Annotated in this window: 20 protein-coding genes; 14 read left to right on the forward strand and 6 right to left on the reverse strand. The window is 46.6% G+C overall.

What is annotated here, in order from left to right; all coding sequences use genetic code 11:
* Positions 1 to 15: 15 nt before the first annotated feature.
* The 3 genes from Q1A41_RS03290 to Q1A41_RS03300 form a co-directional block, all read right to left on the reverse strand.
* On the reverse strand, positions 16 to 1,812 hold the full coding sequence (locus Q1A41_RS03290) for an alkyl sulfatase dimerization domain-containing protein (RefSeq protein ID WP_299974659.1): 1,797 nt from the start codon (positions 1,810 to 1,812) through the stop codon (positions 16 to 18).
* Positions 1,813 to 1,984: 172 nt separating this feature from the next.
* The gene (locus tag Q1A41_RS03295; protein WP_299974662.1) at positions 1,985 to 3,115 is read right to left on the reverse strand and encodes an NADPH:quinone oxidoreductase family protein; all 1,131 of its coding nucleotides are present in this window, start codon (positions 3,113 to 3,115) and stop codon (positions 1,985 to 1,987) included.
* A 155-nt stretch (positions 3,116 to 3,270) separates the two neighbouring features.
* A complete protein-coding gene (locus tag Q1A41_RS03300; RefSeq protein ID WP_363322343.1) occupies positions 3,271 to 3,909 on the reverse strand; it encodes a PepSY-associated TM helix domain-containing protein in 639 nt (212 codons plus the stop codon).
* Between the two features lie 181 nt (positions 3,910 to 4,090).
* On the opposite strand from Q1A41_RS03300, the gene Q1A41_RS03305 reads away from it, so the two are divergent.
* The 3 genes from Q1A41_RS03305 to Q1A41_RS03315 all read left to right on the forward strand — a co-directional run bounded on the left by Q1A41_RS03305 (position 4,091) and on the right by Q1A41_RS03315 (position 6,837).
* Entirely contained in the window at positions 4,091 to 4,510 is a 420-nt protein-coding gene (locus Q1A41_RS03305; RefSeq protein WP_299974665.1) for a globin domain-containing protein, read from the forward strand.
* A gap of 163 nt (positions 4,511 to 4,673) precedes the next feature.
* Positions 4,674 to 5,321 carry an arsenical resistance protein ArsH gene (gene arsH / locus Q1A41_RS03310; RefSeq protein ID WP_299976153.1) on the forward strand — a complete coding sequence of 216 codons (648 nt, stop codon included), beginning with the start codon at positions 4,674 to 4,676 and terminating at the stop codon, positions 5,319 to 5,321.
* Between the two features lie 274 nt (positions 5,322 to 5,595).
* Positions 5,596 to 6,837: an RtcB family protein gene (locus tag Q1A41_RS03315; RefSeq protein WP_299974668.1), complete on the forward strand. Its 1,242-nt coding sequence runs from the start codon at positions 5,596 to 5,598 to the stop codon at positions 6,835 to 6,837.
* A gap of 154 nt (positions 6,838 to 6,991) precedes the next feature.
* On the opposite strand, the gene Q1A41_RS03320 is transcribed toward Q1A41_RS03315, so the two are convergent.
* The 3 genes from Q1A41_RS03320 to Q1A41_RS03330 all read right to left on the reverse strand — a co-directional run bounded on the left by Q1A41_RS03320 (position 6,992) and on the right by Q1A41_RS03330 (position 12,383).
* Entirely contained in the window at positions 6,992 to 10,138 is a 3,147-nt protein-coding gene (locus tag Q1A41_RS03320) for an efflux RND transporter permease subunit (protein ID WP_299974670.1), read from the reverse strand.
* Positions 10,135 to 11,220, reverse strand: coding sequence for an efflux RND transporter periplasmic adaptor subunit (locus tag Q1A41_RS03325; RefSeq protein WP_299974673.1), 1,086 nt, complete (start codon positions 11,218 to 11,220; stop codon positions 10,135 to 10,137). Before Q1A41_RS03325 ends, Q1A41_RS03320 begins: the two co-directional genes overlap by 4 nt.
* Before the next feature lie 491 nt (positions 11,221 to 11,711).
* Positions 11,712 to 12,383, reverse strand: coding sequence for a glutathione S-transferase (locus tag Q1A41_RS03330; RefSeq protein ID WP_299974676.1), 672 nt, complete (start codon positions 12,381 to 12,383; stop codon positions 11,712 to 11,714).
* A 431-nt stretch (positions 12,384 to 12,814) separates the two neighbouring features.
* On the opposite strand from Q1A41_RS03330, the gene Q1A41_RS03335 reads away from it, so the two are divergent.
* From Q1A41_RS03335 to Q1A41_RS03385, 11 genes are all read left to right on the forward strand, one after another.
* A complete protein-coding gene (locus tag Q1A41_RS03335) occupies positions 12,815 to 14,899 on the forward strand; it encodes a TonB-dependent copper receptor (RefSeq protein ID WP_299974679.1) in 2,085 nt (694 codons plus the stop codon).
* 88 nt (positions 14,900 to 14,987) lie between these two features.
* A complete protein-coding gene (locus tag Q1A41_RS03340; protein ID WP_299974682.1) occupies positions 14,988 to 15,806 on the forward strand; it encodes a tellurite resistance TerB family protein in 819 nt (272 codons plus the stop codon).
* A gap of 217 nt (positions 15,807 to 16,023) precedes the next feature.
* Positions 16,024 to 16,875 carry a zinc-dependent peptidase gene (locus tag Q1A41_RS03345; protein WP_299974685.1) on the forward strand — a complete coding sequence of 284 codons (852 nt, stop codon included), beginning with the start codon at positions 16,024 to 16,026 and terminating at the stop codon, positions 16,873 to 16,875.
* 92 nt (positions 16,876 to 16,967) lie between these two features.
* Entirely contained in the window at positions 16,968 to 17,603 is a 636-nt protein-coding gene (locus Q1A41_RS03350) for a class I SAM-dependent methyltransferase (RefSeq protein ID WP_299974688.1), read from the forward strand.
* A gap of 133 nt (positions 17,604 to 17,736) precedes the next feature.
* Positions 17,737 to 18,135, forward strand: coding sequence for a hypothetical protein (locus tag Q1A41_RS03355; protein ID WP_299974691.1), 399 nt, complete (start codon positions 17,737 to 17,739; stop codon positions 18,133 to 18,135).
* Positions 18,136 to 18,511: 376 nt separating this feature from the next.
* Positions 18,512 to 19,762, forward strand: a complete 1,251-nt coding sequence (locus tag Q1A41_RS03360; protein ID WP_299974694.1) for an efflux RND transporter periplasmic adaptor subunit — start codon at positions 18,512 to 18,514, stop codon at positions 19,760 to 19,762.
* A 45-nt stretch (positions 19,763 to 19,807) separates the two neighbouring features.
* Complete coding sequence (locus tag Q1A41_RS03365; protein ID WP_299974697.1) at positions 19,808 to 20,494, forward strand: ABC transporter ATP-binding protein; 687 nt, start codon at positions 19,808 to 19,810, stop codon at positions 20,492 to 20,494.
* A 21-nt stretch (positions 20,495 to 20,515) separates the two neighbouring features.
* Positions 20,516 to 21,838 (forward strand): FtsX-like permease family protein, encoded by a 1,323-nt coding sequence (locus Q1A41_RS03370; protein WP_299974700.1) that lies wholly within the window; start codon positions 20,516 to 20,518, stop codon positions 21,836 to 21,838.
* Positions 21,839 to 21,847: 9 nt separating this feature from the next.
* On the forward strand, positions 21,848 to 23,050 hold the full coding sequence (locus tag Q1A41_RS03375; RefSeq protein WP_299974703.1) for an FtsX-like permease family protein: 1,203 nt from the start codon (positions 21,848 to 21,850) through the stop codon (positions 23,048 to 23,050).
* Positions 23,051 to 23,137: 87 nt separating this feature from the next.
* The gene (locus tag Q1A41_RS03380; protein ID WP_299974707.1) at positions 23,138 to 24,490 is read left to right on the forward strand and encodes a sigma-54 dependent transcriptional regulator; all 1,353 of its coding nucleotides are present in this window, start codon (positions 23,138 to 23,140) and stop codon (positions 24,488 to 24,490) included.
* A gap of 85 nt (positions 24,491 to 24,575) precedes the next feature.
* A complete protein-coding gene (locus tag Q1A41_RS03385; RefSeq protein WP_299974710.1) occupies positions 24,576 to 25,976 on the forward strand; it encodes an ATP-binding protein in 1,401 nt (466 codons plus the stop codon).
* Positions 25,977 to 25,997 lie beyond the last annotated feature (21 nt).

Consider the following 25,997-nt stretch of genomic DNA (forward strand, 5'->3'; position numbering starts at 1 on the left):
GGCTTATTGTAGGGCTTATCCTGTCGAGAAATCAAAAGAGGCCAAGAAGTCTTTGAACGCCTCAGGGTTACCTGTGATATGCACCTTGCCAGTTGCCATCTCTTTTGACCAACTGCTTTGTAAGGCTAGCAGTCTCTCTAGGGTAGCTCGATCAATGGTCACTGTGACATCGCTGCCTTTCACACTTCGATCACTGTGTTGAAAAATGCCATGGCGAACAGTTATAAAGTGTTTGCCGACGCTCTTGTCTGCGTTGCTTATATTCATTGCAACGGTGATATCTTTATCGAGGCTTAAGGCTGGGTTTAGCTGTGGCCCCATTAGCCTTAGTAACTCTTTTGCTGCTAAAGGCTTAAGTGGAGCGGTGCTGCGTGGTCGGTTGCGCACTTGCTCAGAACCAATGCCCAGTTGTAATGCCATAGCATCACTCAGCATATAGTGACGTTGATTTCCACTTGCAGAGTTGTAGGCCATAGCTTTTAACGATGCAACCTTTAGCGCTTTAGCTGTTTGGACGTGGCGCTCTGTCAGCAATAGATAATTAGCGAGCTGTGCAGACCATTGATAGTCTTTGTCTTTAAATGCTTTATTGGCCTTGTCTAAGAGCTTATTACTGCCGCCGGCTAGCTGGATAATTCGCTTGGCTTCTTCAGCTTTTTCTAAAGGATTGAGGTCCACTGAGTCACCGCTAAACCAGCCTCCATAGCGAGAATACAAGCCGCGGACTATCCAGGCTACACGATGATAGCTTTCGCTTAGCAAGGGGTGCTCGCTAAGATGCTTTGGAAGTTTTACAAACTCAGCCGCCTCCCTTGGCCCTAAATTCATATTCAGTGCGCGAATCGTTTGATCATATATAAATTGGGCGGCATCACGCTGCACCAAAAGGGCGTCCATCGCCTGGCTATTACCAGCAATCGGTAGTGAATGCCCAGCAACTAAATGCTCTATAGGCTTGCTCATCATAAATTCCATGGCATCAATAAACCCCAGTGGTGAGCGATCGGGTTCATTTCGTGGTGTTGATAGAATGGGGAGGGTGCTGGCCGCCACATCGGCTGCATGCATCACTTTATCTTCGGGTAACCAAATAAACAGTTGGTCGATAGTTTCTGATGGGATGGGCGTAAGTTCTATGGGCACACCGGCAATATTAATCAGTGCAGCCTGCTGAATTTCTTTAGTGGGCGGCACAAATTCAATGTGAACATCTTTGATTTGCATTTTGCCCACGCCAATATTAACGCGGCCGTGTTCGCCGTCGGGCAATAATGCGCCCAACTGTGCGGCAGCCCGCATAGTAACATGAGCCGATAACGCAGTATTAAAATGCTTTTGCTGGGCTTGCCAGCTACCAGCGGCATAAATATCCACGGGGGTATCTGCTTGTTCATTAACAAATATCTTAGCGCCACCAAGATGATCACCGTGGCCGTGGGTATAGATTAGAGCAACGATCGGCTTTTGACTGATTTGACGATAATCTTCCAAAACGCGTTGAGCTGCAGCAGCCGACCAGCCAGAATCAATTACAATAATGCCATCATCGCCTTCAATAAAAAATATATTGGAGAAATCATAAGCAAAAGCTTGATGGATGCGATCGTTAATCTTAATGAGCTGTGGTTGTTCAGCTTTTTTCCCGCGTTCTATAAGATTAGGATGCACGGAAGGTTTTACAGGGAATAAAGAAGTGCTTTGTAGCTTTGATTTTTTTAAGACAGGAGGCGATGTTGTGGAAGCGAAAGCTACAGTCGTTAGAGCCATTAAAAGAAAAGTGAAGCAGCGTAAAAACAGAGTGTTGATGTTCATATCGAGCCCTTTTTTCTTTGATTATAGATAGACTGGGAATCGAAAGGTATATTTTGGGTGGCCACAATATACGTTTATCAGGCCAGGCTGGGTAGGGCCTTGCATTTTCGTGCAAGAGGGCCAGGGGATAGAATAGCACTCCAGAGGTTGGCCTACTGGAGTGCTAAATTATTTATAACTCAGGGAGATTTATGGCGCAGCCGCCAATAACATCACCATTCCACTTAGCCAGCAATGCTTCACGCACTTCATCTAAGCTAAACTGGTGTGAAATAAAGGGCTTAATTTTCCCCTCGTTCACCCACTGCATAATCTGATTGAAACGGGGAGCTCGGCTACTAGGATCAAACTGTGTTGAGATAACAGTCGGACAGCCCAATACCTGCAAGCTTTTCATCATGATCAAATTGGTGGGCAACATATTGGCATTGCTCTCGCCTTTTTCACCTTTTGCGACAAAGGGTGTAGCGGCCCAGCCGACCACCAAAAAGCGCGCATTAAACTTAACACAACGCATGCTCTCCAATGATATAGCACCGCCAACACCATCATAGACGACATCTACACCCTTGCCGTTAGTAAGCGCCTTAACTTCATCGCGAAAGCGGGTAACTCCCTTAGGGTTATTTGGGTCTTTGCAGTTGATAATGTGATCGGCGCCTTGCTCTTGAACGACTTTAAGCTTGGTGTCCGAGCGGCCAGTAGCAATTACATTAGCACCCAGTAGCTTGGCAATATGCACTGCAGCCATACCTGTTGCGCCCGAAGCACCATGAATTAGCACAGTCTCACCGGCCTGCAGTTGGCCGCGTGTCACTAGGCAGTGATAGGCGGTTTCATAACTGCCAAGAAGATTACAGGCTTGTGCAAAACCAAAGTCGGCTGGGATTTTATGGGCGGCCTTTGCAGGTGCAACAGCGTAAGAAGCAAAGCCGCCATATTGTTGGTAATTGCCCGCTGAGCGTGGGCCCGCCTGAAAACCATCAACTAAAACTCTATCGCCAACGGCTGCTTGCTTTGGGTCAACCTCTGCCCCGGTCCATACCACAATGCCGCTGTACTCAAGGCCAGGGCTATAGGGTGGTGGCGGGGTGTGTTGATATAGGCCGCTGGTCATTAAAAGATCTACCCAGCCCACCGCAGCGCTCTTTACCTGCACAATAATATCCTGTGCTTGTAAATTACGGGTATCGGGAACTGCCTGGTCTTCGAGCGTTATACGCTCATTCACCGCTTTTACGGGATCTTCAGCAAACTCTGAAACGAGTGCGCGCCTGCCAGTGGGCAATGTATTTACGTTCATTGGCTTGCCTTCTTTCGACTAAATAAACGGATAAAAGCTAAACTGCTAAGGCTAAATAGTAACGGCTAGCGTTGAGAAGGGCTTTCTTTCCGGCGCCAATGACATTTTAATTGGCGCCATATAAATAATTTAAAACGAGGAATGCGGCTGTATTTTCAGCTAATCAGGTAGGTTAAAAATAGAATTAAGCTACTAGAGGCAATTCCAGCGAATGCCATAGCTTTATAACGTGGGCTAGACAGTAATAAAAGCAAGCCACTGATGGCACTAAATAGTAGACATAGACCAAAGATAATCCCCAAGATTTTAAAGACAGGGCCGGCTAGGCCAAAGTGGATATACAGAATCTTCTTCCAAAGGCCGTGACGATTAAACTCGATAGTAAATGGCTCATTGGGTGTATTGCTTTTGCTTAGCGCGGTGCTGTAATGATAGCCAAACCAACTATGGCGACTGGCACTGCTAAAGTAATTATCGGGCAGGCTTGTGATCTCGATGGTGGAATCTTTTTCATGTAATTGCTGCACTACAAAAGTCTGCGCGGCTGCCTGATCTTCAGGCCATGCGTCGCCAGCAATGGAAAAACGCAATTCTTCGCTGTTGCTGCCTTTAACGTCTAGAAGGTAGAGAGTGCCGGTGATAGAAAACAACACAATAAATGGCAAGAAAAAACAGCCGATATAGGCATGCCACTGCATCCAGCTTTGCCGCAGCTTGGGAGTTATTTTCATTCGGTACCTATTGTTTGAAGAAATGGTACATTCTAGCGGTTTATGAATAAAAATACCTTTTATTTTGCGTTAAAACCTAGATTCACCAAAGGGTGGAAAGCTACATGTGCTCAATCGTTCAAGCGCTAAGATCCCCTGCTTAAGTGGCGACTGATTAGCTTTTATGACGTTGACAAACGCCGTTTTCGGGCTAACTTTATGGGTATAGCTATGTACATAGCATTCTAGGAGGAAGGTGCCGCTTATGGTGGATGCGAGCTACGATGATACTCCAAAATCTCGCTTTTTGGCCAGCTTAGAGCGCTGCTCCGCGCAAGACGAATTTATTCCATCTTTCTATCGTCGATTTATCTCGGCTTCACCAGATATAGAGCGACGCTTTCGTTATACTAGCTTCGAAAAACAAAACAGAATGTTACTGCGATCCTTGCAGCTTTCAGCACTTGCCATTGATGGCGACCCAGAGGCCTTGGCTGAACTAAAGCTGCGCTCAGAAACCCATGATCGTCATCATCTCAATATAAAACCAGAGCTCTATAACTTATGGCTCGATTCGTTGGTACTTAGCGCGGCAGAATTTGATGAGCATTGGTCTGCAGAGGTCGACGAGGCCTGGCGAACGGTTCTTGGTTTCGTTATTCGGCGAATGATATCCAGCTATTAGCACAACAATGGCAGGGAATATCGGCTTGGTTTCTTAGGGGCTCTTGGGAAAATCTATAGCACTTAACAAAATATTACTTGAGCAGATTAGAGTATTTGATATATGGTAAATCATATATGTATAAAGTCGTATTTGAGGGGTTATAGTGCGAGATCTAGAAAATATCCAAAAGCAGGCGTTTAAGACGCCAAGCACAGATAATTTGGCAGAAAAGCCGAAAATACTTTTGTTGTATGGCTCCTTGAGAGAAAGGTCTTTCAGTCGAATGGTGGTGGAAGAGAGTGCTCGGATATTAGAGTCTCTGGGCGCCGAAACAAAAATATTTAACCCTGAAGATCTCCCTTTAGCTGATACTGTCGATGCATCGCACCCTAAAGTTAAAGAGTTGCTTTCGTTAATGGAATGGTCAGAAGGGCAGGTTTGGTGTTCACCTGAACGTCATGGTTCTATGAGTGCTGTATTTAAAAACCAAATAGATTGGGTGCCATTAAAAATAGGCGCAGTGCGCCCTACCCAGGGCAAGACCCTTGCGGTTATGCAAGTAGAAGGTGGCTCCCAATCTTTTAATGTGGTCAACCAATTGCGGGTTTTGGGCAGGTGGATGCGTATGATCACCATTCCAAATCAATCTTCTGTTGCTAAAGTCTGGCAAGAGTTTGACGCAGACAATCGTATGAAACCTTCTGCTTTCTACGACAGAATTGTCGACGTGATGGAAGAGCTTGTTAAGTTTACCTATTTAAGTCGTGAGCAAAAAGATTACCTAGTTGATCGTTACTCAGAGAGAAAACAGTCTGCCGCGAGAGATTAATTAAAAAATAGTTGACATTAAATTATTTGTTACTATTATTGCCGCCTGAAATTCAATCACAAAATTATTGAGGAGCACTCAAATGAAACAAGGAACACTACAACTTAATAAACAAAGATAATCTTTTGAGTGCTTATGCTTGGAAGGTTATTAATGCCTTCCAATGCGGATCTTTCTTTTAAAAGCCCCGGTTGGAAACAATCGGGGCTTTTTTATTGGCTCCTATGGAAGGAAACAAAAATTTATGCCTCAAAAAAAGAGGTAGGGAACTATTATGCCTGTAAAAATGGAATTAAATGCTGGCGCTCAAAATGGATATAAGCCAGTAAAAATTTATACTCGAGATGTCGAACAAGGTGCGCTTAGCCAACTAAAAAACTTGTCGCAGCTGCCTTTTATTCATTCTCATATCGCAGCGATGCCAGATGTGCATATGGGGATTGGCGCCACTGTTGGCTCGGTTATTCCCACTAAATCGGCCATTATTCCGGCCGCCGTTGGTGTGGATATTGGTTGTGGCATGGTGGCAGCAAAGCTAAGCCTTAAAGCGTCGCAGCTGCCAGATAGCTTAAAGGAAATGCGCAGTAGGATAGAGCGGGCGGTGCCGGTAGGTGCTGCGGCCCACAAGATGATCTCTGCTCGCACTTCGGCCTGTAAGGTGTTGGAGCCTGGCATTTTACGTCTTTTTGAAAAGCATCCGGTGCTATTAAAGATGTTTCGCCAGCCACAGCAAACCTGGGTAAAGCAATTGGGGACGTTGGGTAGTGGCAACCATTTTATTGAGCTATGTGTCGATGAAAGTGATGATGTTTGGATAATGCTGCACTCTGGTAGTCGGGGCGTTGGTAATGCTATCGGTCGTTACTTTATCCAGCTGGCTAAAAAAGACATGCAACGCAACTGGCAAAATATGCCGGACAAAGATCTTGCCTATTTTGTAGAGGGCAGTGAACACTTTGCTGATTATTGGGAAGCGGTGGCTTGGGCTCAAGAATATGCCCGAATCAATCGTGAGGAAATGTTTAATCTTGTGGTTCGTGCGATTAAACCGCTGTTACCTGACTTTAGCCTGGAGGCCAAAGCCATCAATTGCCACCATAACTACGTTAGCCTAGAAAACCACTATGGTGAGGATGTCTATGTTACTCGTAAAGGCGCTATTCGTGCAGGCGAAGGCGAACTGGGCATCACCCCGGGTAGCATGGGGGCACGTTCTTATATTGTCCGTGGTAAAGGGCAAGAGGAATCATTTTGTTCTTGCGCTCACGGTGCAGGTCGCAAGATGAGTCGCACAGAAGCGCGACGTCGTTTTAAACGCGAAGATCTTTTGCAGCAAACTCAAGGTGTGGAGTGCCGTAAAGATAAAGGTGTGATCGATGAGATACCTGGGGCCTATAAAGACATTGATACGGTGATGGAAAACCAAAAGGATTTGGTGGATGTATTGTATGTATTAAAGCAAGTTCATGCGTTAAAGGCTAGGCCAAAAAAAGGAATTGAAATGGAGAGGATATGACAAAGAAAGCCGTTAAACTGCATCGACGGGGAAACCCGATTTCACAAAACCCGCTAATGAAAAAAGGCGGGGTTCATGAGAAAAGCCGCTCGGCAAAGCGGCAACTAGCGAAGCGGGATTTGCGAAAGCAAATCCCGTTTTTTATGGACTTATGTTATTCAGCTAACTCTGTTATAGGTTTGGCTTTGCTCTCTGGCATTACTGCCATCAGCAGCGCAGGCAAAAAGCTCAGACTCAAAACTGTGGAAGCCAAGATGCCACACAGTACAATGATCCCCACACCTCGGTACAATTCTGTACCTTCGCCTGGAATTAACACCAGTGGTGCCAAGCCAAACAAGGTTGTGGCTGTAGACATCAAGATAGGTTTTAAGCGCTTTTTCACAGCTTCACGCACCGCTTCTTGAACCGCAATACCCTGCTCCATAAAGCGGCGGGTTTGGTCAACAATCAAAATTGGGTTATTGACTACTGTACCGAGTAGAATCAGAAAGCCCAGCATGGTGATCATATCGAAGGGCTGGTGGAAGCCGGCCAAACCAATTGCGCTGCTGAGGCTGCCAAGTGCATTAGCGCCGATTAAACCTAGCAGGCCTCCAGCCATTCCGAGTGGCACGGTAGCTAGGATAAACAGCGGCATTTGCCAATGACTAAAGATCGCTACCAGCAGTAGGTAGATTAATACCAAAGCAATCGCAAAATTACTGGAAAGCGAGGTGCGAGTTGCTTCGAGCTGATCAGCTGCACCGCTGATACTGAGCTTGATACCCTGAGCAATTTTGCCTTCCTTCCAGAGGCTTGTAATCAATTCTTCACGTACCAATGCTTCAGCGGTTTCCAGGGCAACTTCACGCGGTGGAATAATGTATACGGTTACTGTGCGGTTGCCATCTACGCGGCGTACGGAATTACTGTTTTTACTTTCAATAAGGTCAGCCAGTGCGCTAAGTGGAAGAATATTCCCGCTTGGGCTTACCATTGGAGTGGCTGCCAGCTGCTCCAAGTTTTGCTCAGTACCGGCGCCACTAAACAAGAAGATATCCACTTTGTCATCATTAAGAATAAACTCATCCACATAGGCACCGTCACTTAATGCAGCAACCGCGTAATTAAAGTCTTGGTTGCGAATACCTAATTCGGCCAGACGATTCCAGCGCGGTTTTATCTCAATCAAAGGTTGATCTAAGCTCAATGAGCGGGGCTCGGAGTTTAATTGGGGATCATCAAACACCAGCTGCGCCTGTTGGTAAACGGCTTCGGCGGCCTTGTACAACTCCACGGTATTATTGCCAGCAATGTCGACCGCCACTGCTCGAGTGCCGCCGTCATTACTGGAAATAATCGAGCCGCGAGAGGAAAAGGCCCGCATGCCCTCGTAGCTTTTAAACTTGCTAGTGATGCCATCCATCATGGAGCCAATCAAAGCTGGGTCTTTCGGGGCGCTTAAGAACCAAATGCGTCCAGCGGATACCGTCATACTGTAGTATTCCATAGGTGGCATACTGTCAGCTTCTGGCTGGTAAGCCTCAGCATCTTGCTTAATGTAATGGGCAAAGTGCTCTCGTAATTCACGGGCGATATTTTCCATTTGGGTTAGATTGTAATCCGGTGGGGCAATCATCATGGAGAAGGCTTTGGGCTCTTCGCCTTCGGGCAAGTATTCGGCCGCGGGCATTAGCGCATAGGCCAAGATTAATATACTGCCCGCAATCGCGGCCGCCATAGTGCGCGCTCTGTTTTTACTTTGCGTCACAAAGTTGACCATGCCTAACCAACGTGGCGATAACTTGTAGTTACGATTAGGCTTTAAATCACTTCGGCTGCGCAGCTGGGCTAGCGCAACGGGCACTACAAAAATTGCGACTAGCATAGAGGCGATAATGGCCGCCGCGATCGCAATAGCGATATCAGAGTAGAGCTGGCCGGCTTCTTCGATAACAAATAAAATCGGTGCAAATACCATAACTGTAGTCGCGGTAGAGGCTAAGACAGCAGGCCAAACATCTTGCACACCTTTGACCACAGCTTCCATTTTATTGCGGCCTTTTTGCTTGGCCTGCACGATGGACTCAAGAACTACGATAGTATTATCTACCGTCATGCCGATGGCAAAGGCAACCCCAGCAAGAGAGATAACGTTTATGGTCCTAGAAAAGGCAAGCAAACCGATAAAGGCCGCAATGGTGCATAGTGGAATACCAAATACTCCCACCAAAGTCGCTCGGCCCGATCTCAAGAAGTAGTACATGACCAAGGTGGCCAACAAAGCACCGAGGCCTAAGTTAAACCAGACGTTTTCCAGTGAGCTTTTAACGTATTTAACATCATCGCTTAATAGACGTAACTGTAAACCGTTTTGTGCTAATAGTTGTTCATTAAGCTCGTCTATCAGTGGCAGCATTTGCTCTTTGATGGCAAGCACATTAGAGCCACTTTCACGTCTTACAGAAAGTCGTAAGGTACGCTCGCCATCAGCAAAAGAAAGTGCTCGAGCTTCAAAGTGATCCAACTCGATATCGGCAATATCCTGCAGCAAAATATTGGCATTGCCTTCACGTTTTACGATGAGTTGTTTTAGTTCCTTGATCTGTTCAAATCGACCAACGACACGTAGCAGATAACGGCTCTTGCCGCTTTCAATATCACCCGCAGAAGCATCACGGTTACGATCACGAATAGCATTGCGAACCTCAGCAAGGCTTATACCTCGTTGAGCGAGACGCTGTGCATCCACTTTGATTTGAATTTGACGGCTTGCCCCACCAAAAACACCAACCTCGGATACGCCGCTAACAGATTCCATCCGCGGACGGATAAAATCCTCGGTAAAATCTCGCAGTAAATCTACATCCAGCTCTAAGGGGTTGCCTTCCAGCGGCTGCAATAAGAAGAACATAAAGGCGTTACTGGAAAAGGAGCTGGAAAACAGGCGGGGTTGATCGACATTCTCAGGGTACGAAGGTACTTGGCTTAGTGCATTGTTCACTCGAATTAGAGCGTCGTTAACATTGGTGCCGAATGGGAATTCTAATTCAATTCTAGCTCGCCCGAGCTCCGCGAAGGAAACCATACGTTGCAGATTGGGCAGGCTTCTAAGGTAGCGTTCTTGCTCTATAAGAATCTCTTTCTCGACGTCTTGTGGGGTCGCCCCAGGCCAGCCGGTCTGCACAGTAATGCTGCGAACCTCAAGATCAGGAATCATTTGCACAGGAATTTTGAGCGCAGCGACTATTCCTAAGATAGTGCTGATCAGAACAATAACCGCGACTAAAAGCCCGCGATTAGCAGCGGCAGCGATCATTGTTGGGGCTCCTTGCTGGGTGCAGAAAGCTTTGAATCTAGGCTATCGCCATCTCGGAGTAGCTCCACACCGCTTCTGACATAGGCCGTGCTAGCTGGAGCACCACTAACGGCAATGCGATCACCTTCACGCTCAACGACTTTTACGATGTAACGCTTCGCTCGATTATTTTGCACCGCGAATACGCTAGCCCCTCCATCTGGATGCTGCTTGATGGCACTCTTTGGGAACCACAGACGTAGGTCTTCTTGTTCTGTGAGCGCGATATTCACTGTGGCTGACATACCTACAGTCAAGCCGGCCGAAGTTGGAATGGTGACAAAGGCTTCAAAAGTACGGGACTGTTGATTTGAAATTGGCACGATGCGATCGATGTTGGCTTTGAATACAGAAGCCTTGCCGTGGTCGGAATGGATTTCCACTGGGGCGCCCAGTGTAACTTGCGTGAAGTACTCCTGTGGGATTGCTAAGCGCAGGCGTAATGCGTCCTGCTGAACTAGGCTCAACACGGTACTTTGCTGATTTACCCACTCGCCGATATTTGTTTGTCGTTGTGCAATGACGCCGTTAAAAGGTGCTTTTAAGCTGTGACGTCGTAGCTCTTCTTGTTTGATAGCTAGGGCGGCTTTTTGTTTGCTCAATTCAGCTTGGCTTTGTGCCAGTTGCGCACGGCGTTCACTAATTTGAGTTGCTGCGACGAATTTTTTACTGGCTAGCGCTTTCAGTTCCTTGTGCAAACGCTCAGCTTCATCCTTGGCCACCTGCGCAGCCTTTAAGCTGGCTTTGGCTTGATCGACTTCTAACTTAGCAAGCTGGTCGTCGAGCTTGAGTAAGATGTCGCCAGCTTGGACAGAATCACCCACTTCGACATAAAGCTCGGACAGTAAACCGGCTTGTTGTGTTGCTAAGTTGGAATATTGCAATGCTTCGACCGAGGCACTTATTGGCAATGCATCACTAGCTTCATCAGTTTGCGGGTATACCAGCTCTACATCATTGGCCATGAGAGTTATTGGCAAGCTCAAACACAATGCAAGTAGGCTTTTAGCAACAGCCTTGCTCTTAAAAGAAAGAAGTGACATAGAGTCCTCATAAATAGGTTAGGCACCACTCGAGCATGTTAAAACATGCAGATTTGTTAGGCGGTGCGCACAAGGCAGTGGTTAGCTGCTTAGTCTTCAAAATACATAAACACCTATGATGTGGAATATCCGCATAGGCGATTTTTTAAGGTCTTATCGGGCGGTCGCAATTTTATACAACACAGTGTGACATGCTTGTTATTAGCTGTACGACTGTGGCTAGCCAGCGGTAGTTGTTTTATGTGAACTTAGGGCAAGCTAAGATTATTTGGCTAAATAAAACTAGCAATATTGAAGAGTTGCCGTTGATTTTACAAGCTAAATGCGATTAATTGCTATTTGGGGGCGGCGAGACGTACTTGCTATAGGCTCTGGGTCTTCTATCACCGACCAAGAGGGCTTCGGTGGTATGGAGTGAAGGAGCTTCAAATCTCCAAAAAGCCCTAAAAAAGCAGCCTTCAGGTGTATAGGCTCAATTACCCACATTAAAATCATTCTGCTAGTGGATTAAAAGGGCCATTTTTTTCCATAGCCCGCTTATAGGCCGGGCGCTCGCGCATGCGTTTTAGAAATCCATGAATATGACTGTATTTTTCATCAATTCCCGTTCGAACCTCGGCAACTTGCAAGCAATAGCCCATAACAATATCTGCTGCGGTGAGCTCTTCGCCAGAAAGCCAGGTTGAGCGACTTAGCTCGGCTTCCATAAAGTCCATATGACGATTGTAGCGTTGCCATAGATAGTTTTCCCGCACCTTGTTAACTACGAGAGAGATGATCGGACGGATGATAAACGGAGCTTTAGATTCCATACGCTTAAATATCAGCGCCTCTAGCAGCAGGGGCATAAAGCTGGCTTGACTGGCGTGCATCCAATATAAATAACGTGTTCGCTGTGGGCTATCGGTCTCTGGTCGCAGTTTGCCACAAGGATGCTTATCGAGAATGTAATCCATAATTGCCCCTGTCTCTGGCAATACAACATCTCCATCACTTATGGTAGGCGAGGTGCCAATGGTGTGGAGTTTACGATATTCGTCCGGGGCTAAAGTCTGCGGTCCCACTCTTTTGTAGTGTTCAAGATGATAGTCTACGCCTAGCTCTTCGAGCAGCCATAAAATTCTAATCGATTGAGAATTTTCAAGATGATGTACGGTAATCATAATTACTCACTTTAATAGAATTTCAGATGACTTAAAATTCAGTCGTAGTTCACGGTAACAACATGTATCGATTAATCGATTAGTTCATTAAAAGTACGATATTGCATTTAATCGGGCAAGCGTTGTATCACGACGCTCTATTGAGATCCCTATATGGATCTTTTTCAACAGGTATTGCTGGCGCGCTTGAAACCTTGCGGAAAAATAGCCTTGAGAGGGCATCTGAAAACCGCTTTAAGTAATTTGATTTTAATCAACTCTATCGCGTTTAAGCCTTTGCTAATGCTCATAAGCTGCAGGAAATAAAGGGCTGCGTAAGAAAGCGCGACAATTTGACACATCCCTAATCAGTAACAGGCTTTTTATAATCCTTCTATCAATTTCGCGGGACTCTATGGGGTAGATCTCGTTAACAAATTTAAGGAAGGTTTATGCTGTCATCATCAAAAATAAAAGCCAGATCCTGCTTTATGCCATGTAGCTTGGCGATGGCTATCGCGGCACTTAGTGTTACAGGCCATGCTGCTGGTACGCAAAGTAATCACGATATGGCTATTGAATTGATTGAGGTGACGGCTGAGAAGCTCCAAAAGGTCGACAGCGAAACACTATTAAGCGAGGCGCCAGTTACTCGCCCCACCCATGACGCTGGAGAGCTTTTGCGATCGGTTACCGGTATGACAGCTCTTCGCCGAGGTGGTCGAGGTTTTGAGCCTATTATTCGTGGTCAAAGCCAAGCGAATTTAAACATCATTAGTAATGGTGCTTTCAACTACGGCGCATGCCCTGGGCGCATGGATCCACCGAGTACTTATGTGGGGGTGGATAGTTTTGATTCGGTGCAGGTCATTAAAGGGCATCGTTCTGTGATTCATGGCAGTGGTGGCAGCGGTGGCACTTTATTGTTTGAGCATCTGCGCCCAGAATTCCTTGATGGTGCCATTCAAGGTCATGTAAAGGCCGGTTACACCAGCAATTCAGAGCTGCAACACCAAGGTATCGATCTGGCGGCGGGCGGCGATCAAGGCTATGTTCGTGTTTTTGCAGCCCGAAAGCGCTCAGAAAACTATGAAGATGGCAGCGGTCAAACTGTGGCATCAGCTTTTGATTCCGATAGTTGGGGTTTAGTGGCGGCGTGGGATATTACCGCCAGCGATGTTATCGAAATTAGCCACGAAGATAGTCGTGAAGGGGATGTTTGGTACGCGGGTAATGGTATGGATGCGGTATTTGCCGATTCTCGCAGCACCGCCATTAAATGGACCCATGACGCTGCACTCGGCTTTATCGATAGCATGGAAGCCAATATTTATCGCAGTGATGTCGAACACCTGATGGATAACTATAGCGTACGCAATCGCAATATGATGCCAAATGGGATGGCGGCACCTTCGGCTTCAGATACATGGGGTGGGCGCTTTTTAAGTACTATCGAATCTGAAAACAGTCAGTGGCGAGTGGGTGTTGACTATCAAGCGAACGATAGACTCGCGACTCTATACATGGATGCTGGCAAAAACGGTAGCTTGGATATGTTGGTGGCACGTATGTGGCCCGATGTTGAACAGCGCCAGTGGGGTGTATTCAGTGAATTAGATTATCAGCTTAATGATCATTCAAGCCTGCGTTTGGGATTGCGGGTGGATGATTACCAGAGCAGTGCGCAAACAGCCAATGTCAGCACTGGAATGATGGGCGGAATGATAGGAGCGACAACTCCGAGCCGCCTATACGCAAACTACTATCAAGCAAGCCCTGAACGCAAAGACGATACTGCAATCAGCGCTGTATTGGGCTGGGATGTCGAGTTGGCTGAAGGTCGCCGTTTTAATGCCAATCTAAGTCGCTCCGTACGTCGCCCAGACGTAACCGAGCAATGGATAGCGCGTTCAGCAATGGGCCGTTTTTGGGTAGGCAACCCAGATATCGACGCGGAAACTCACCATCAGCTTGATCTCGGCCTGCAACAATCCAGTGGTAAATTGGAATGGAGTGCCACCGCTTTCTATAACGATGTCAGTGATTATATCGAGCAGTTCAAACAGGATAATGCCACTTTGTATCGCAATATCGATGCTGAAATCTATGGCACAGAGCTGGATGCCAAGTGGCAGTTTAGCAGTGCCTTCAGTGCACGCGCTGGCGTTTCCTATACTCGTGGCGAAGGCGATAACGGCGACCTGGCACAAATAGCGCCGCTTGAAGCACGTATCAATGTCGATTATCAAGCGGCTGATTGGGCTGTGGGGGCTGAGTGGTTAGTGGCTTCTCGGCAAACCCATTTTGATCCAGATGTTGATGTGAACGAAGAAAGTGCCGGATTTGGTGTTTTGCATGTATATGGCCATTGGAATATTACTGAGGCCTTATTGCTAGAGGCCGGTATCGAAAACCTCAGTGATAAAACTTACGCCTACCACGTCAACAGCGCCAACTCGGATCCCTTCAACCCTGATGCGGTTAGGGTCAATGAGCCAGGCCGCCAAACTTGGGTGAAAGTGCGTTATCAGTTTTAGCCTCGTCTAATAAAGGGTATGGCATCGTGCTTGAGCTTGGCTTAAGCGCAATGCTATATTCTTTGTGAACTATAGACTTGGAGCCAATATGTTTGATGCCGCAAAAATTATGAACCAACTGCTAGGGGCAGGGGGTTCGCATTCCTCATCGGGCAAGGGCGATTTACTGCAACAGGGCAAACAAATGCTCGGTAATAGCGGTGGTGGTTTTGCTGGCGGTGCAGCAGCCGGTGGCCTTGCGGGCTATTTGTTAGGCTCTAAAAAAGGCCGCAAGATGGCCAAAAAAGCGGCGAAATACGGCGGTATGGCTTTAGTCGCCGGCTTGGCCTACAAAGCTTATAACAACTACCAGTCTCAAAAGCAGGCGCCAGGGCAGGCGACTCCTAGCCAAGGTGCTCACAGCCAAGCGACTCCTGGCCAGACAACTGCCAACCAGGCGGGTAACACGGCAAACTATCGTAATGATGCGCTTGAAGTGGTTGATCAACAGGAAGTACCTGCTGTGCCCCAGAACTCGGCGTTTGCATTACCGGATAATAGCCAAGGCCAGCAAGATTTCTCAGCCATGCTAATCAGTGCCATGATCGCAGCCGCAAAGGCCGATGGGCAAATTGACGGCGCTGAGCATCAGGCGATTTTCGGAAAAATTGAAGAGTTGGGTTTAGACACTGAGGCCAAGGCTTTTGTGCTCGATCAGCTTAACAAGCCTTTGGATATTGATAGCTTAGTTGCTTCAGCGGCCAATAAAGAGCAGGCCGTAGAGCTTTACTTAGCCTCATTAATGGCCATTGAGGTAGATACCGCGGCCGAGCAGGCTTATATGAATATGTTGGCCGCACGCCTTGAGCTAGAACCAGAACTTGTTGCGCAAATTCATCAAACAGTGGCGCAGGCCCAAGCAGAATAAAAGGGTTTTTGCTGGCGAGCATTTTTTGTGCTCGCCAGCCTTTCCCGCTCAGTAAAAAGTTGCACCTTAGTTTTTTGTTCCCTCTTTCTACTCCAGCTTTCATCCTCTCTTTTGCTCGTTAGGCAATCTTCTCTACGATTAAGGCTTTCTTTCCTCGCTTAAGGCTATGCTACACTGCCGCTTTTAAATGGGCGCGAGCGTCAATCTTAGGTCAACAATGTTCAGTCAAATCTTAACTCGTATTAAACATGCTAGCCTGCGCTTTTTAGGTCTAAAGGCCGCGGAGCCTAAAATTCAATGGCAACAGCAGTGGAGCGATTTTCTTCAGCAGCATGTCGAGTTTTACCGCCAGCTAGACAATGAGCAAAAAACACTCTTTGATCAGCGCGCATTGCTGTTTATGGATACCACGGAAGTTTTTCATGGTGAAGAAATAGCAAGCTTCGAAGATCAGTTACTGGTGGCGGCCAGTGCTATTATCCCTGTGTGGTCCTTCCCTAGCTGGCATTATTTTAATTTAAAAACCGTATATTTGTTGCCCGCAGCTTTTAATGATGATTTTCAATGTGGGCAAAAAGATTCGCGTTATACAGGTATGGTTGGTACAGGCCCTATGGCTGGGAAAATGGCCCTGAGCCGCCCAGCCTTGTACCAAGGTTTTAGAAACCCTCATGATAAGCAAAATGTAGGCATCCACGAATTCGTGCATCTTATCGATATGGCCGACGGCGATATGGATGGCTTTCCAGAGCGTTTGCAAGAATATCGCTTTGCCTTGCCCTGGTTTGAGCTGGCCGAAAAGAAAATGCGTGCCATTGATAAGGGGCGTAGCAATATCGACCCTTATGGCGCCAGTAATAAGTTGGAATTCTTTTGTGTTGCCTCGGAGTATTTTTTTGAGCGCCCATTAATGTTACAGAAAAAACACCCTGTTTTATATCAGGCGCTAGAAGACTTCTATCAGCAAGATAGGGCGGCGATTGTGCAGGATATTAAGCAGCGCGAAAAACAACCTTGTTCATGCGGTAGTCAAAAACGCTACCGCGATTGCTGTTTGCCACAGGATTGAAACAAGATTGTGAATAATAGTTGCAAAGCAAGTGAGCCTAACAATAAAAAGAGCAATGGGAAAAGCAATAAACAACGCAATGGAAAGCACAAATGATTTGCCCCTTATGTAGCCGTGATAAAACCATTGAGTTTTATCAGGATAAAAAACGACCCTATTGGCTGTGCCAGCACTGTGAGCTAGTGTATGTCGCCGAGGCGGATATACTTGGCCCAGCAGAAGAAAAAGCAGAGTACGATAAGCATCAAAATCAAGCTGAAGATCTAGGCTACAGACAGTTTTTAAATCGCTGCTTAGAGCCATTGATCAATCGTCTATCGCCCGGGGCAAAAGGCTTAGACTTTGGCTGTGGCCCAGGACCTACTTTATCGTTGATGGCAAAGGAGCAGGGCTTTGATATGGAGAATTACGATCCATTCTATGCCCACAAAGCCGAGCTGCTAAAACAACAATACGATTTTATTACCATGACCGAGGTGATAGAGCATGTGCGCCATCCTCGCTTGGTTCTGGATCTTCTCAAGGGTTTGTTAAAGCCGGGTGGCACACTGGCAGTTATGACAAAAAGACGAGCTGAGCCAGAACGCTTTGCCGGCTGGCACTATAAGAACGATCCTACACATATTCGTTTTTACAATGAGTTTAGCCTTGGCTACATTGCTCAACATTATGGCTGGACTATGGAGCTGATTGATAAGGATGTGGTGTTTTTTAGCGCTGGTCTCTAAGAGGGCTATTTATTGAAGCATGCAATGGGTCTGAAGTGCACTTACTATCTGATAAGCCCGTTTGGAAATTTTCTTGATCGTGAAATGGTCTATACTCAAGCGCAACAACTGCAACTGACAACAAGGATAGTGTGTGAATAGCAACGATAGCTATTACAGAAGCGCCAATGTGCATTGGTTTTATTGCCTGATGTTCGCAACTTTCTGTGCACTGTTAGCCTATGGTTTATTCCGCCCGGAACCCATCGCCGTTCCCTTTAAAGAAGCCGACAAGATCGCCCACTTTGGGGTGTTTTTTATCTTCAGCTTGAGCTTTCGCTTACTTCTTTTAAGACAATGGCACTGGAGCCTGTGGTTAATTGTGATTGCGTTAGCGACTATCGCTGAGCCGGTCCAGGCGTATTGGCGCCCATTACGGGTATTCAGCTATGGTGATATGTTGGCGAATATTGGGGGTGCGCTTCTGGCACTGCTAATGATGATCCTTTTACAGCTGGCCAATAAGTGGGGTACAAAGCCTAGTCTCGGCTAGTGCTATCCTCTAATTGCCTTAGCTTCTAACTTCCTTAGCCTCCAATTTCCTTATCTTCCCTTTCTCTTGGGTTCAATATCCTCTTTCTTTCTCTCATAACCGACAGCCATTAAGAAGCATATTTTGGGGCGTAAAAGTTGGACTGTCCGCGGACACTTTAATTTTCGTGGCGGACAGTGAACGGACACTGTACGGCGGACAGTTTGCTTCGAAAATATTGAATATTCCTTTTAAAACAATGGCTTACAATGTTGGCACAAAGATTGATATACCTAGGGTAAATGATGACTAAGCGCGCTGTCCAACAGGCTTCAAAGTCACGCAGATTAGCAACTGGCAGTCATTTGTCACTGCCTGAAAGAGCGAAGGAAATTTTATGATTCGAGATACATCTGGCCAAGATCGAGTGATTGAGCCTAAATCCAACTGGGGCAAAAAAGCCGGTATTCCGATTGGTCTTGTGGCCTTGGCTGCCGCGACTTGGTTTTGGAGCCCTTGGCAGGCTGAGGCCTCATTGTCGGCTAGCAGCTTGCGCTTTGGTGAAGTAAAGCGTGGCCTGTTTGAAAGGGCTGTGAATGCCACCGGTCGTGTTGTGGCGAGCCACTCTCCAGCTTTATATAGCGCTGCAACAGGCCGTGTTCGCCTTTTGAAAAAACCTGGTGATAAAGTTGCCAAAGGTGAGTTAATTGCCAATATCAGCAGCCCGATTCTTGATAATCAACTCAAGCAAGAAGAAAACCGCTTGGAAAGCTCCATGTTGGATTTAGAGCGTATGAAGCTTGAAGTTGAGCAACGCAAATTGGCCTTGAATAAAACATTGGATCTAAGCCGAGTTAACCATCGTGCAGCAGCGCGAGAGCTGCAAAGAGCAGAGGCTTCTTTCAATATTAAGGTGGTATCTGAGTTCGATTATGCCAAAGCTAAAGATGATCTTCATAAGGCCGAGCTGGATTTAAAAAATGCCGAGCGCGAAGCCAAGATCAGCGCGGATATGATCGATTTTGAATTAAAGGCCAGTAAAGTCGCACTAGCGAAACAGCAATTAGTGGTGGATGAATTACGCCGCAAGCAAGAGGAGCTGGAGTTACGTTCGCCAGTATCTGGAATGATTGGTAATTGGCTAGTTGCCCAAGACAGCCAAGTTGCCGAGCATCAATCGTTGTTAACCGTGGTAGATCTTAGTGCCTATGAGGCTGAGTTAGAAATCCCGCAAAGTTTTGCTGATGATTTGGCCCCAGGTATGACAGTGCAGCTGAATGTCGCGGGTAAAAAGTATGCAGCAGAACTGCGCTCTGTTTCTCCTGAAGTACAAAACAACCATGTGGTCGCACGAGTTGTATTTCTCGATAACAAATTGCAGGGACTTCGCCAGAACCAGCACCTAAGCGCGCGCATCAGCTTAGCGCGTAAAGAAAACACTTTATATCTACCTCGAGGCTCCTATCTAGAAGCCAATAATGCCGTGTATTTGATAGAAGATGGTATTGCAACAAAAACTACCGTTCGCTTTGGCGCGCGCAGTATCGACCAGGTAGAAGTCCTTTCCGGCTTAAAGCAAGGCGACCGAATCATTACCTCTTCGGTTGATGAATTTATTGATCATGAAACACTGTTTGTAAACGAATAAAACCATAACCAAATTTTAAATATTGAAGAATAAGAAGGAATTACCATGCTGAGAATGAATAAAATATCGAAAGTATTTAGCACTGACCTTATCGAAACTCACGCCTTAAGAGAGTTTGATTTAAGTGTTGCTGAAGGTGAGTTTGTAACCGTAACTGGCCCATCAGGTTCCGGTAAAACTACCTTTTTGAATATCGCAGGTTTGTTAGAAACCTTTAACAGCGGTGAGTACTTTCTGGACGGTGAAGACGTGGCAAGCTTGAACGATCGCCAGCGCTCTCAGCTGCGCAATCAGAAAATCGGTTTTATCTTTCAAAGCTTCAACCTAATTCCAGATCTAGATCTGTTTGATAATGTTGATGTACCTTTGCGATATCGTGGATTTTCTTCAGCGGAGCGCAAAAAACGCATTAATTATGCCCTTGAGCGTGTTGGCCTAGCGGCGCGAGCCAAGCACCTGCCATCACAGCTTTCTGGTGGGCAACAGCAGCGTGTGGCAATCGCTAGAGCTTTAGCGGGTGAGCCACGCTTTCTTTTAGCGGATGAGCCAACCGGTAACTTGGATTCCTTAATGGCGCGTCAAGTTATGGAGTTGCTAGAAGAGATTAACTCTGAGGGCACCACCATTGTGATGGTAACGCACGATCCGAGTTTGGCACGTCGTTCACAGCGTAATATTCAAATCATTGATGGCCAAGTGAGCGATCAGCAACAGCTGGCCCAAGCGGTTTAAATAAAGGTATAGGAGCAGCATATGTTTACTTACTACTGCAAACTTGCCTGGCGGCATATTTTACAAACACCTGCACTGAGTTTGTTGATTATTATGGCAATTGCCCTTGGTATCGGTGCTTCCATGACCATGATCAGCTATTACAAAGCAATGGCACATAACCCGGCTGGTGATCGTTCAGACAAGCTACACGCGGTACAGTTGGCGGCCTATGGTAATGATATGGAAACCTGGGGCATGTCGGATGGCTTTCCTCGTCAACTTACCCATCAGGATGTAAAAAACTTACGAGAAGCTGATTTAAGCTTTCCGAGTACTCCGATCTATCAGTTTATGACTGTAATCGTGAGTCAGAGAGAAGGTGTCGCCCCTAGTAATGATTATGCAGGCAGATTCGTCGATCGAGATTTCTTTTCGATGTTTGATGTGAAGTTTCTTCACGGTGGCCCTTGGTCAGAATCTGTGGACGAACAGCCAGAAAATCAAGTCGTTATCTCTAAGGCTCTTAGTGAATGGATCTTCGGTGAAGTCAACAGCGTTGGCAAAACCTTTGCCATGCTTGATGGCATTATGCAATTCACCGTTGCAGGGGTTTATGAAGAGTTCAACCCACAACCGGCCTACTACGATCTGACGACAGGCTACTTCCCAAGGGAAGGCGCTGGTGTCTTTGCCCCATATTCCTTGGTGGAACAACTGGAAACTTTCCCAATGGGAAATATCAGTGGTTGGCAGCCAGAGGAAGTAAACGGTTTTAAAGATATTTTAAAAAGCGAGTATGTCTGGCAGGTTTTTTGGACCCAGCTTGATAACGAAGCAGCTAAAGCTCAATACAAAGAATTCTTGAAAGGCTATGTGGAGCAGCAAAGAGAGTTAGGTCGTTTTGCTAACCAGAATCCTCGTGGCGATATTAAAGATGTTGAAACTTGGCTGAACTATAACGAGGTAATCAGTGAAGATAATCGCGTGATGGTGGGCATGAGTCTGTTGTTTCTCTTAGTTTGCTTGGTAAACGCCGTTGGTCTTCTGCTGGCCAAATTTATGCGCAAGATGAACGAGGCGGGTGTCCGCCGTGCCTTAGGTGCAAGCAAGGGCCAGATCTTTTCTCAATATTTAGTTGAAGTTGGTATGTTGGGCTTCTTTGGTGGCTTAGTGGGTTTGCTACTGGCCTCTATAGGCTTGTGGGCTGTGCGTGAGTTATACGGCACCGATATTGCGCGTTTAGATTTCAGCTTGTTTATCGGTGCATTACTACTGTCGCTGCTAGCATCACTATTAACCGGAATACTACCGGCGCTGCGTGTATGTAATAGCAATCCATCCATCTTCTTAAAGGCCCAATAGGAGCACATCATGGCATTCGGACCTATTTTTCGCAGCACCCTGCGTAACCCTACGGGCGCTTTACTTATCGCTATCCAAATCGCGCTCACTTTAGCCATCGCCAGTAACATGTTTTATATGGTGAATGAGCGCGTCGAAAAGATGAGTCGTGATACCGGTGTGGTAAATGAAGAAGTTATTGCTGCAAGAGTGTTTTATTTTGGCAAGGCCGTTGATAAAGCCGCTCAAGCGGATATCGATCGTAAGACGCTATTAGAAATTCCCGGGGTTAAGAGTGTAAGCTATTCAAACTCAATGCCTCTTGGTGGCAATAACAATACCAGTAGTTTGTGTTTTGAGCAGGAAGGTGATGAGGATAGCTGTCCTCATAGCCCTTCATATTATCGTTCAGATGTGAACTTTCATGAAACTCTGGGCTTAGATTTGGTGGAAGGGCGCTGGTTAAACGATAGTGATAATGTCACGACTGATGCAATTTCAATTGCTGAAACGCGCACCATGATGTTAAGTGAAGTTCTTGCTAAGCTGTACTTCCCGGAGGAGAGCGCCTTAGGCAAGCAACTCTACCTAGGTGGACGTGAGTTAACCATCGTTGGGGTTTATCGCCAATTGCTGAGACCTGGAGCACGTGCGACTGAGGCGGATCACACTATCTTAACGGCAGAGCGCAGGACCAGTGGCTATCTTGCTATTCGAGTGGACCAGGACCGCATTGAGCAGGTAAAAGAGAAACTCGAAGCTACCATGGTGGGTTTGAATGATCAGCGTGTGATCACTGAAATCGAAACCATGGACGAAATGGCGGCAGACGCCTATCGACGCGATAAGGCCATGGTTGTGCTGTTGTTGAGTGTTGTGGCTTTATTGTTACTGGTTACCGCATTAGGTGTCGCGGGCTTGGTAAGCTTTACCGTAGCCAATCGTAAAAAGCAGATCGGAACACGACGTGCACTGGGTGCCAGCAAGCGAGATATTCTTGCTTATTTTATAAGCGAGAACTTTGCTATTACGGCGCTTGCTTTGATTGTGGGCTCGGGAATGGCCTACGCCTTAAATCAGTACTTATTGCAAACCTACGAGCTGGCAAGGCTAGAGTTGGTTTATGTCTTTGTGGCGGCTGCAAGCTTGCTATTTATCAGCCAGTTTGCAACATTGTTACCCGCACTAAAGGCCAGTAAAGTATCTCCGGCAATTGCGACTAGAACCGTGTAACTTTCGCTGTGTATTGTCGTCTAATAGGGGGTAATTTCCCCCTTACTTTTGCTAGCCTGTAACTAGAGAGAATAATAAGGAAAGCTTGTGATATTGATTGTTGATGACAATCCCGCCATTGGTGAAGCGCTTAGCTTATTGTTAGAGCTAAACGATTATAAGGTTCGCTTTGTGGAATGCCCCGATGCTGCTCTAGAGGTGCTTTCTCAAGAAAGTATTCAGTTAGTCATTCAGGACATGAATTTCAAAGCAGATACTACCTCTGGCGGCGAAGGGCAGCAGCTTTTCTATGATATTCGTGCGCAACAGCCAGATCTTCCTATTATCTTAATGACTGCTTGGGCCAATCTCAGTATGGCCGTAGAGTTGGTGAAAGCCGGTGCGGCTGATTATATCAGCAAGCCCTGGGATGACAGTAAGTTGCTCGTTACCATTCGCAATCTGCTCGAAATGTCGGAATTGCGAGAAGAGAATACGCAACTGCAGGCTCAACAAGACTCTGAACTTTCGGTAAAAGGCGAAGTTGATGATCAGCTCTCAACAGCTAATCTCTGCGGCGCAATCGTTGAAAGCCCCCTTATGCGACGCCTGATGGATATGGCTATACAAGTGGCCCCTACCGATGTACCTGTGCTTATCACAGGGCCTAACGGCTCAGGAAAAGAGAAAATAGCTGAAGTTGTACAGGCTAACTCTCGGCGCAGCGATAAACCCTTTGTTAAGGTAAATGTGGGTGCGCTATCGGCTGATCTAATCGAAGCGGAGCTTTTTGGCGCAGAGAAGGGTGCCTATACCGGTGCCGATAAGGTTCGCATCGGACGTTTCGAAAGTGCCGATGGTGGTACTTTATTCCTTGATGAAATGGGTAATCTGTCTTTAGAAGGGCAGCAAAAGTTGCTGCGGGTGTTGCAGTCAGGTGAATATGAACGAGTGGGCAGCTCCCAAACCCGCAAGGTTGATGTGCGAGTTATTACAGCCACTAATGAAGATCTGCCTGCTGCAATCAAGCGCGGCGACTTTAGAGAAGATTTGTATTATCGCTTAAACGTAATTGAGCTTAAATCACCGCCGCTTAGCGAGCGTCCTGAAGATATTATTCCATTATTGAACCATTTCATTCTCCAAGTGGGCGGGGAGAATAAAAGCATCGCGCAAACCGCCAAGCAAGCCTTAAAGCAATACGCTTGGCCTGGAAATGTTCGTGAGCTTAGCAATAAAGTTCAAAGAGCTTTGTTATTACAACAATCGAGCGAGCTGCAGCTAGAAGATTTTGACTTGCAAGCCGATGGCAACCTAAGCGTAAGTGCGGTAGATTTAAGCATTGAGGACATTCAGCGAGCCCTGGATGAGCATGGTGGAGTGGTTTCGCGTGCGGCTCGTCATTTAGGTATTTCGAGACAAGCTTTATACCGCCGATTAGCCAAATCAGAATCAAGTTGAAATATACCCCGAGCTTAGTCTTAGCTCTAGCTAGGGCACCTCTGAATAATAAGCCATTAAATTAACACGCGCTGGAATCGCATTCATGTCAATTTTGCCAAAGACCTTGAGTCAACGCCTGTGGTACAGCCTGGTTTGTTGTGTGTTATTAAGTGCTCTATTGACGGCAATTTGTGTCGTCTATTTGGTGCATATGCCTTGGTTGATGGCCATCGTGTTGTCAGTACTATTCTTGTTGATGCTTGCTGTGGCATGGCGATGGTCTAGCCGTATTGCCAAAGATATATCAAGCCTAGAGGTGGCGCTGTTAAACTTAAGCGATGCCAATTTCAGTGTTTCCATGCCCAGGGCTGAGCTGCCTGAGATGCAGGCTATTGTGCAACGCATGAATCGCAGTTTTAGCGATCTTCGTAGCCAGCGTCAGAGTATTTATCAGCGCGAGCTAATGCTTGATACCATGATAGAAACCTCGCCGGTAGCGATGATCCTATGTGGCTCGAGCGGGCATATTTTCTTCGCGAACGCCGCCGCAAGAGCTTTATTATTTCAAGGGCGCCGTTGTGAAGGGCTTCATCTGGTTGAAGCTTTAAGTGAAAGCAAAGGTGATGATGGCGAGGAGTTCTCTAGAGTTATCTTACAAGGACGAGAAACGTTCTTTAGTTTGCTACTGAATTCTAATCACCAGCAAGATCAGCCTCTGGAAAGCGAGCAAGCAGAGGAGTCCGATCAAGTCGATATGATAAGTGGCTTGCGCAGTTTTCATTATCTATGCAGCGAATTTAGCATTGATCGACAGAGTCATCGTTTGCACTTGTTAAAAGACATTACCCGTGAAGTCAATCGCCAGGAAGCAGCCAGCTGGAAGAAGACTATTAGAGTAATAAGTCACGAGCTGAACAATTCTCTCGCGCCCATTTCTTCCATGGCACATTCTTGTCAAACTCTATTAGAGCGTGATGATCGCGAACGCCTGGCAATGGTATTGAAGCGTATTGAATCTGGAGTCGGCTCACTGCATGAGTTTATTCAGCGCTATGCAAGCTTTGCTCGCCTTCCGAAACCTCAATTATCACCCTTGAGCTGGAATAGTTTTGTGCAGCAGTTACAAGAGCATTTTCGATTTAGCTGCCCTGACGGTATTCCCGATTGGGAGCTAGAGGCTGATAATGCACAGCTGCAACAAGCGCTAGTCAATCTGCTTAAAAACGCCCATGAGTCGGGCTCTGATTCAGATAAGATTCTGATACGCTTTAAAGAGCTACAGCAGGGCACTCGCATCGAGGTTATCGATCAAGGGGGCGGTATGAGTAGCGAAGTTATGGAGCAGGCGCTATTACCGTTTTATTCTACCAAGCCTTTAGGCTCCGGTATCGGCCTAGCTTTGTGTCGAGAAATTGTTGAAGCTCATCAAGGGCAGATGAGCTTGGATAACTATCGCGGGGGACTGCGGGTATCCTTAAGTATGCCTAACAAATCAAGAGATTAACTCGACTATTGGTTTCTTTAC

The sequence above is a fragment of the uncultured Pseudoteredinibacter sp. genome, from assembly GCF_947502065.1.
GTDB lineage: Bacteria > Pseudomonadota > Gammaproteobacteria > Pseudomonadales > Cellvibrionaceae > Pseudoteredinibacter.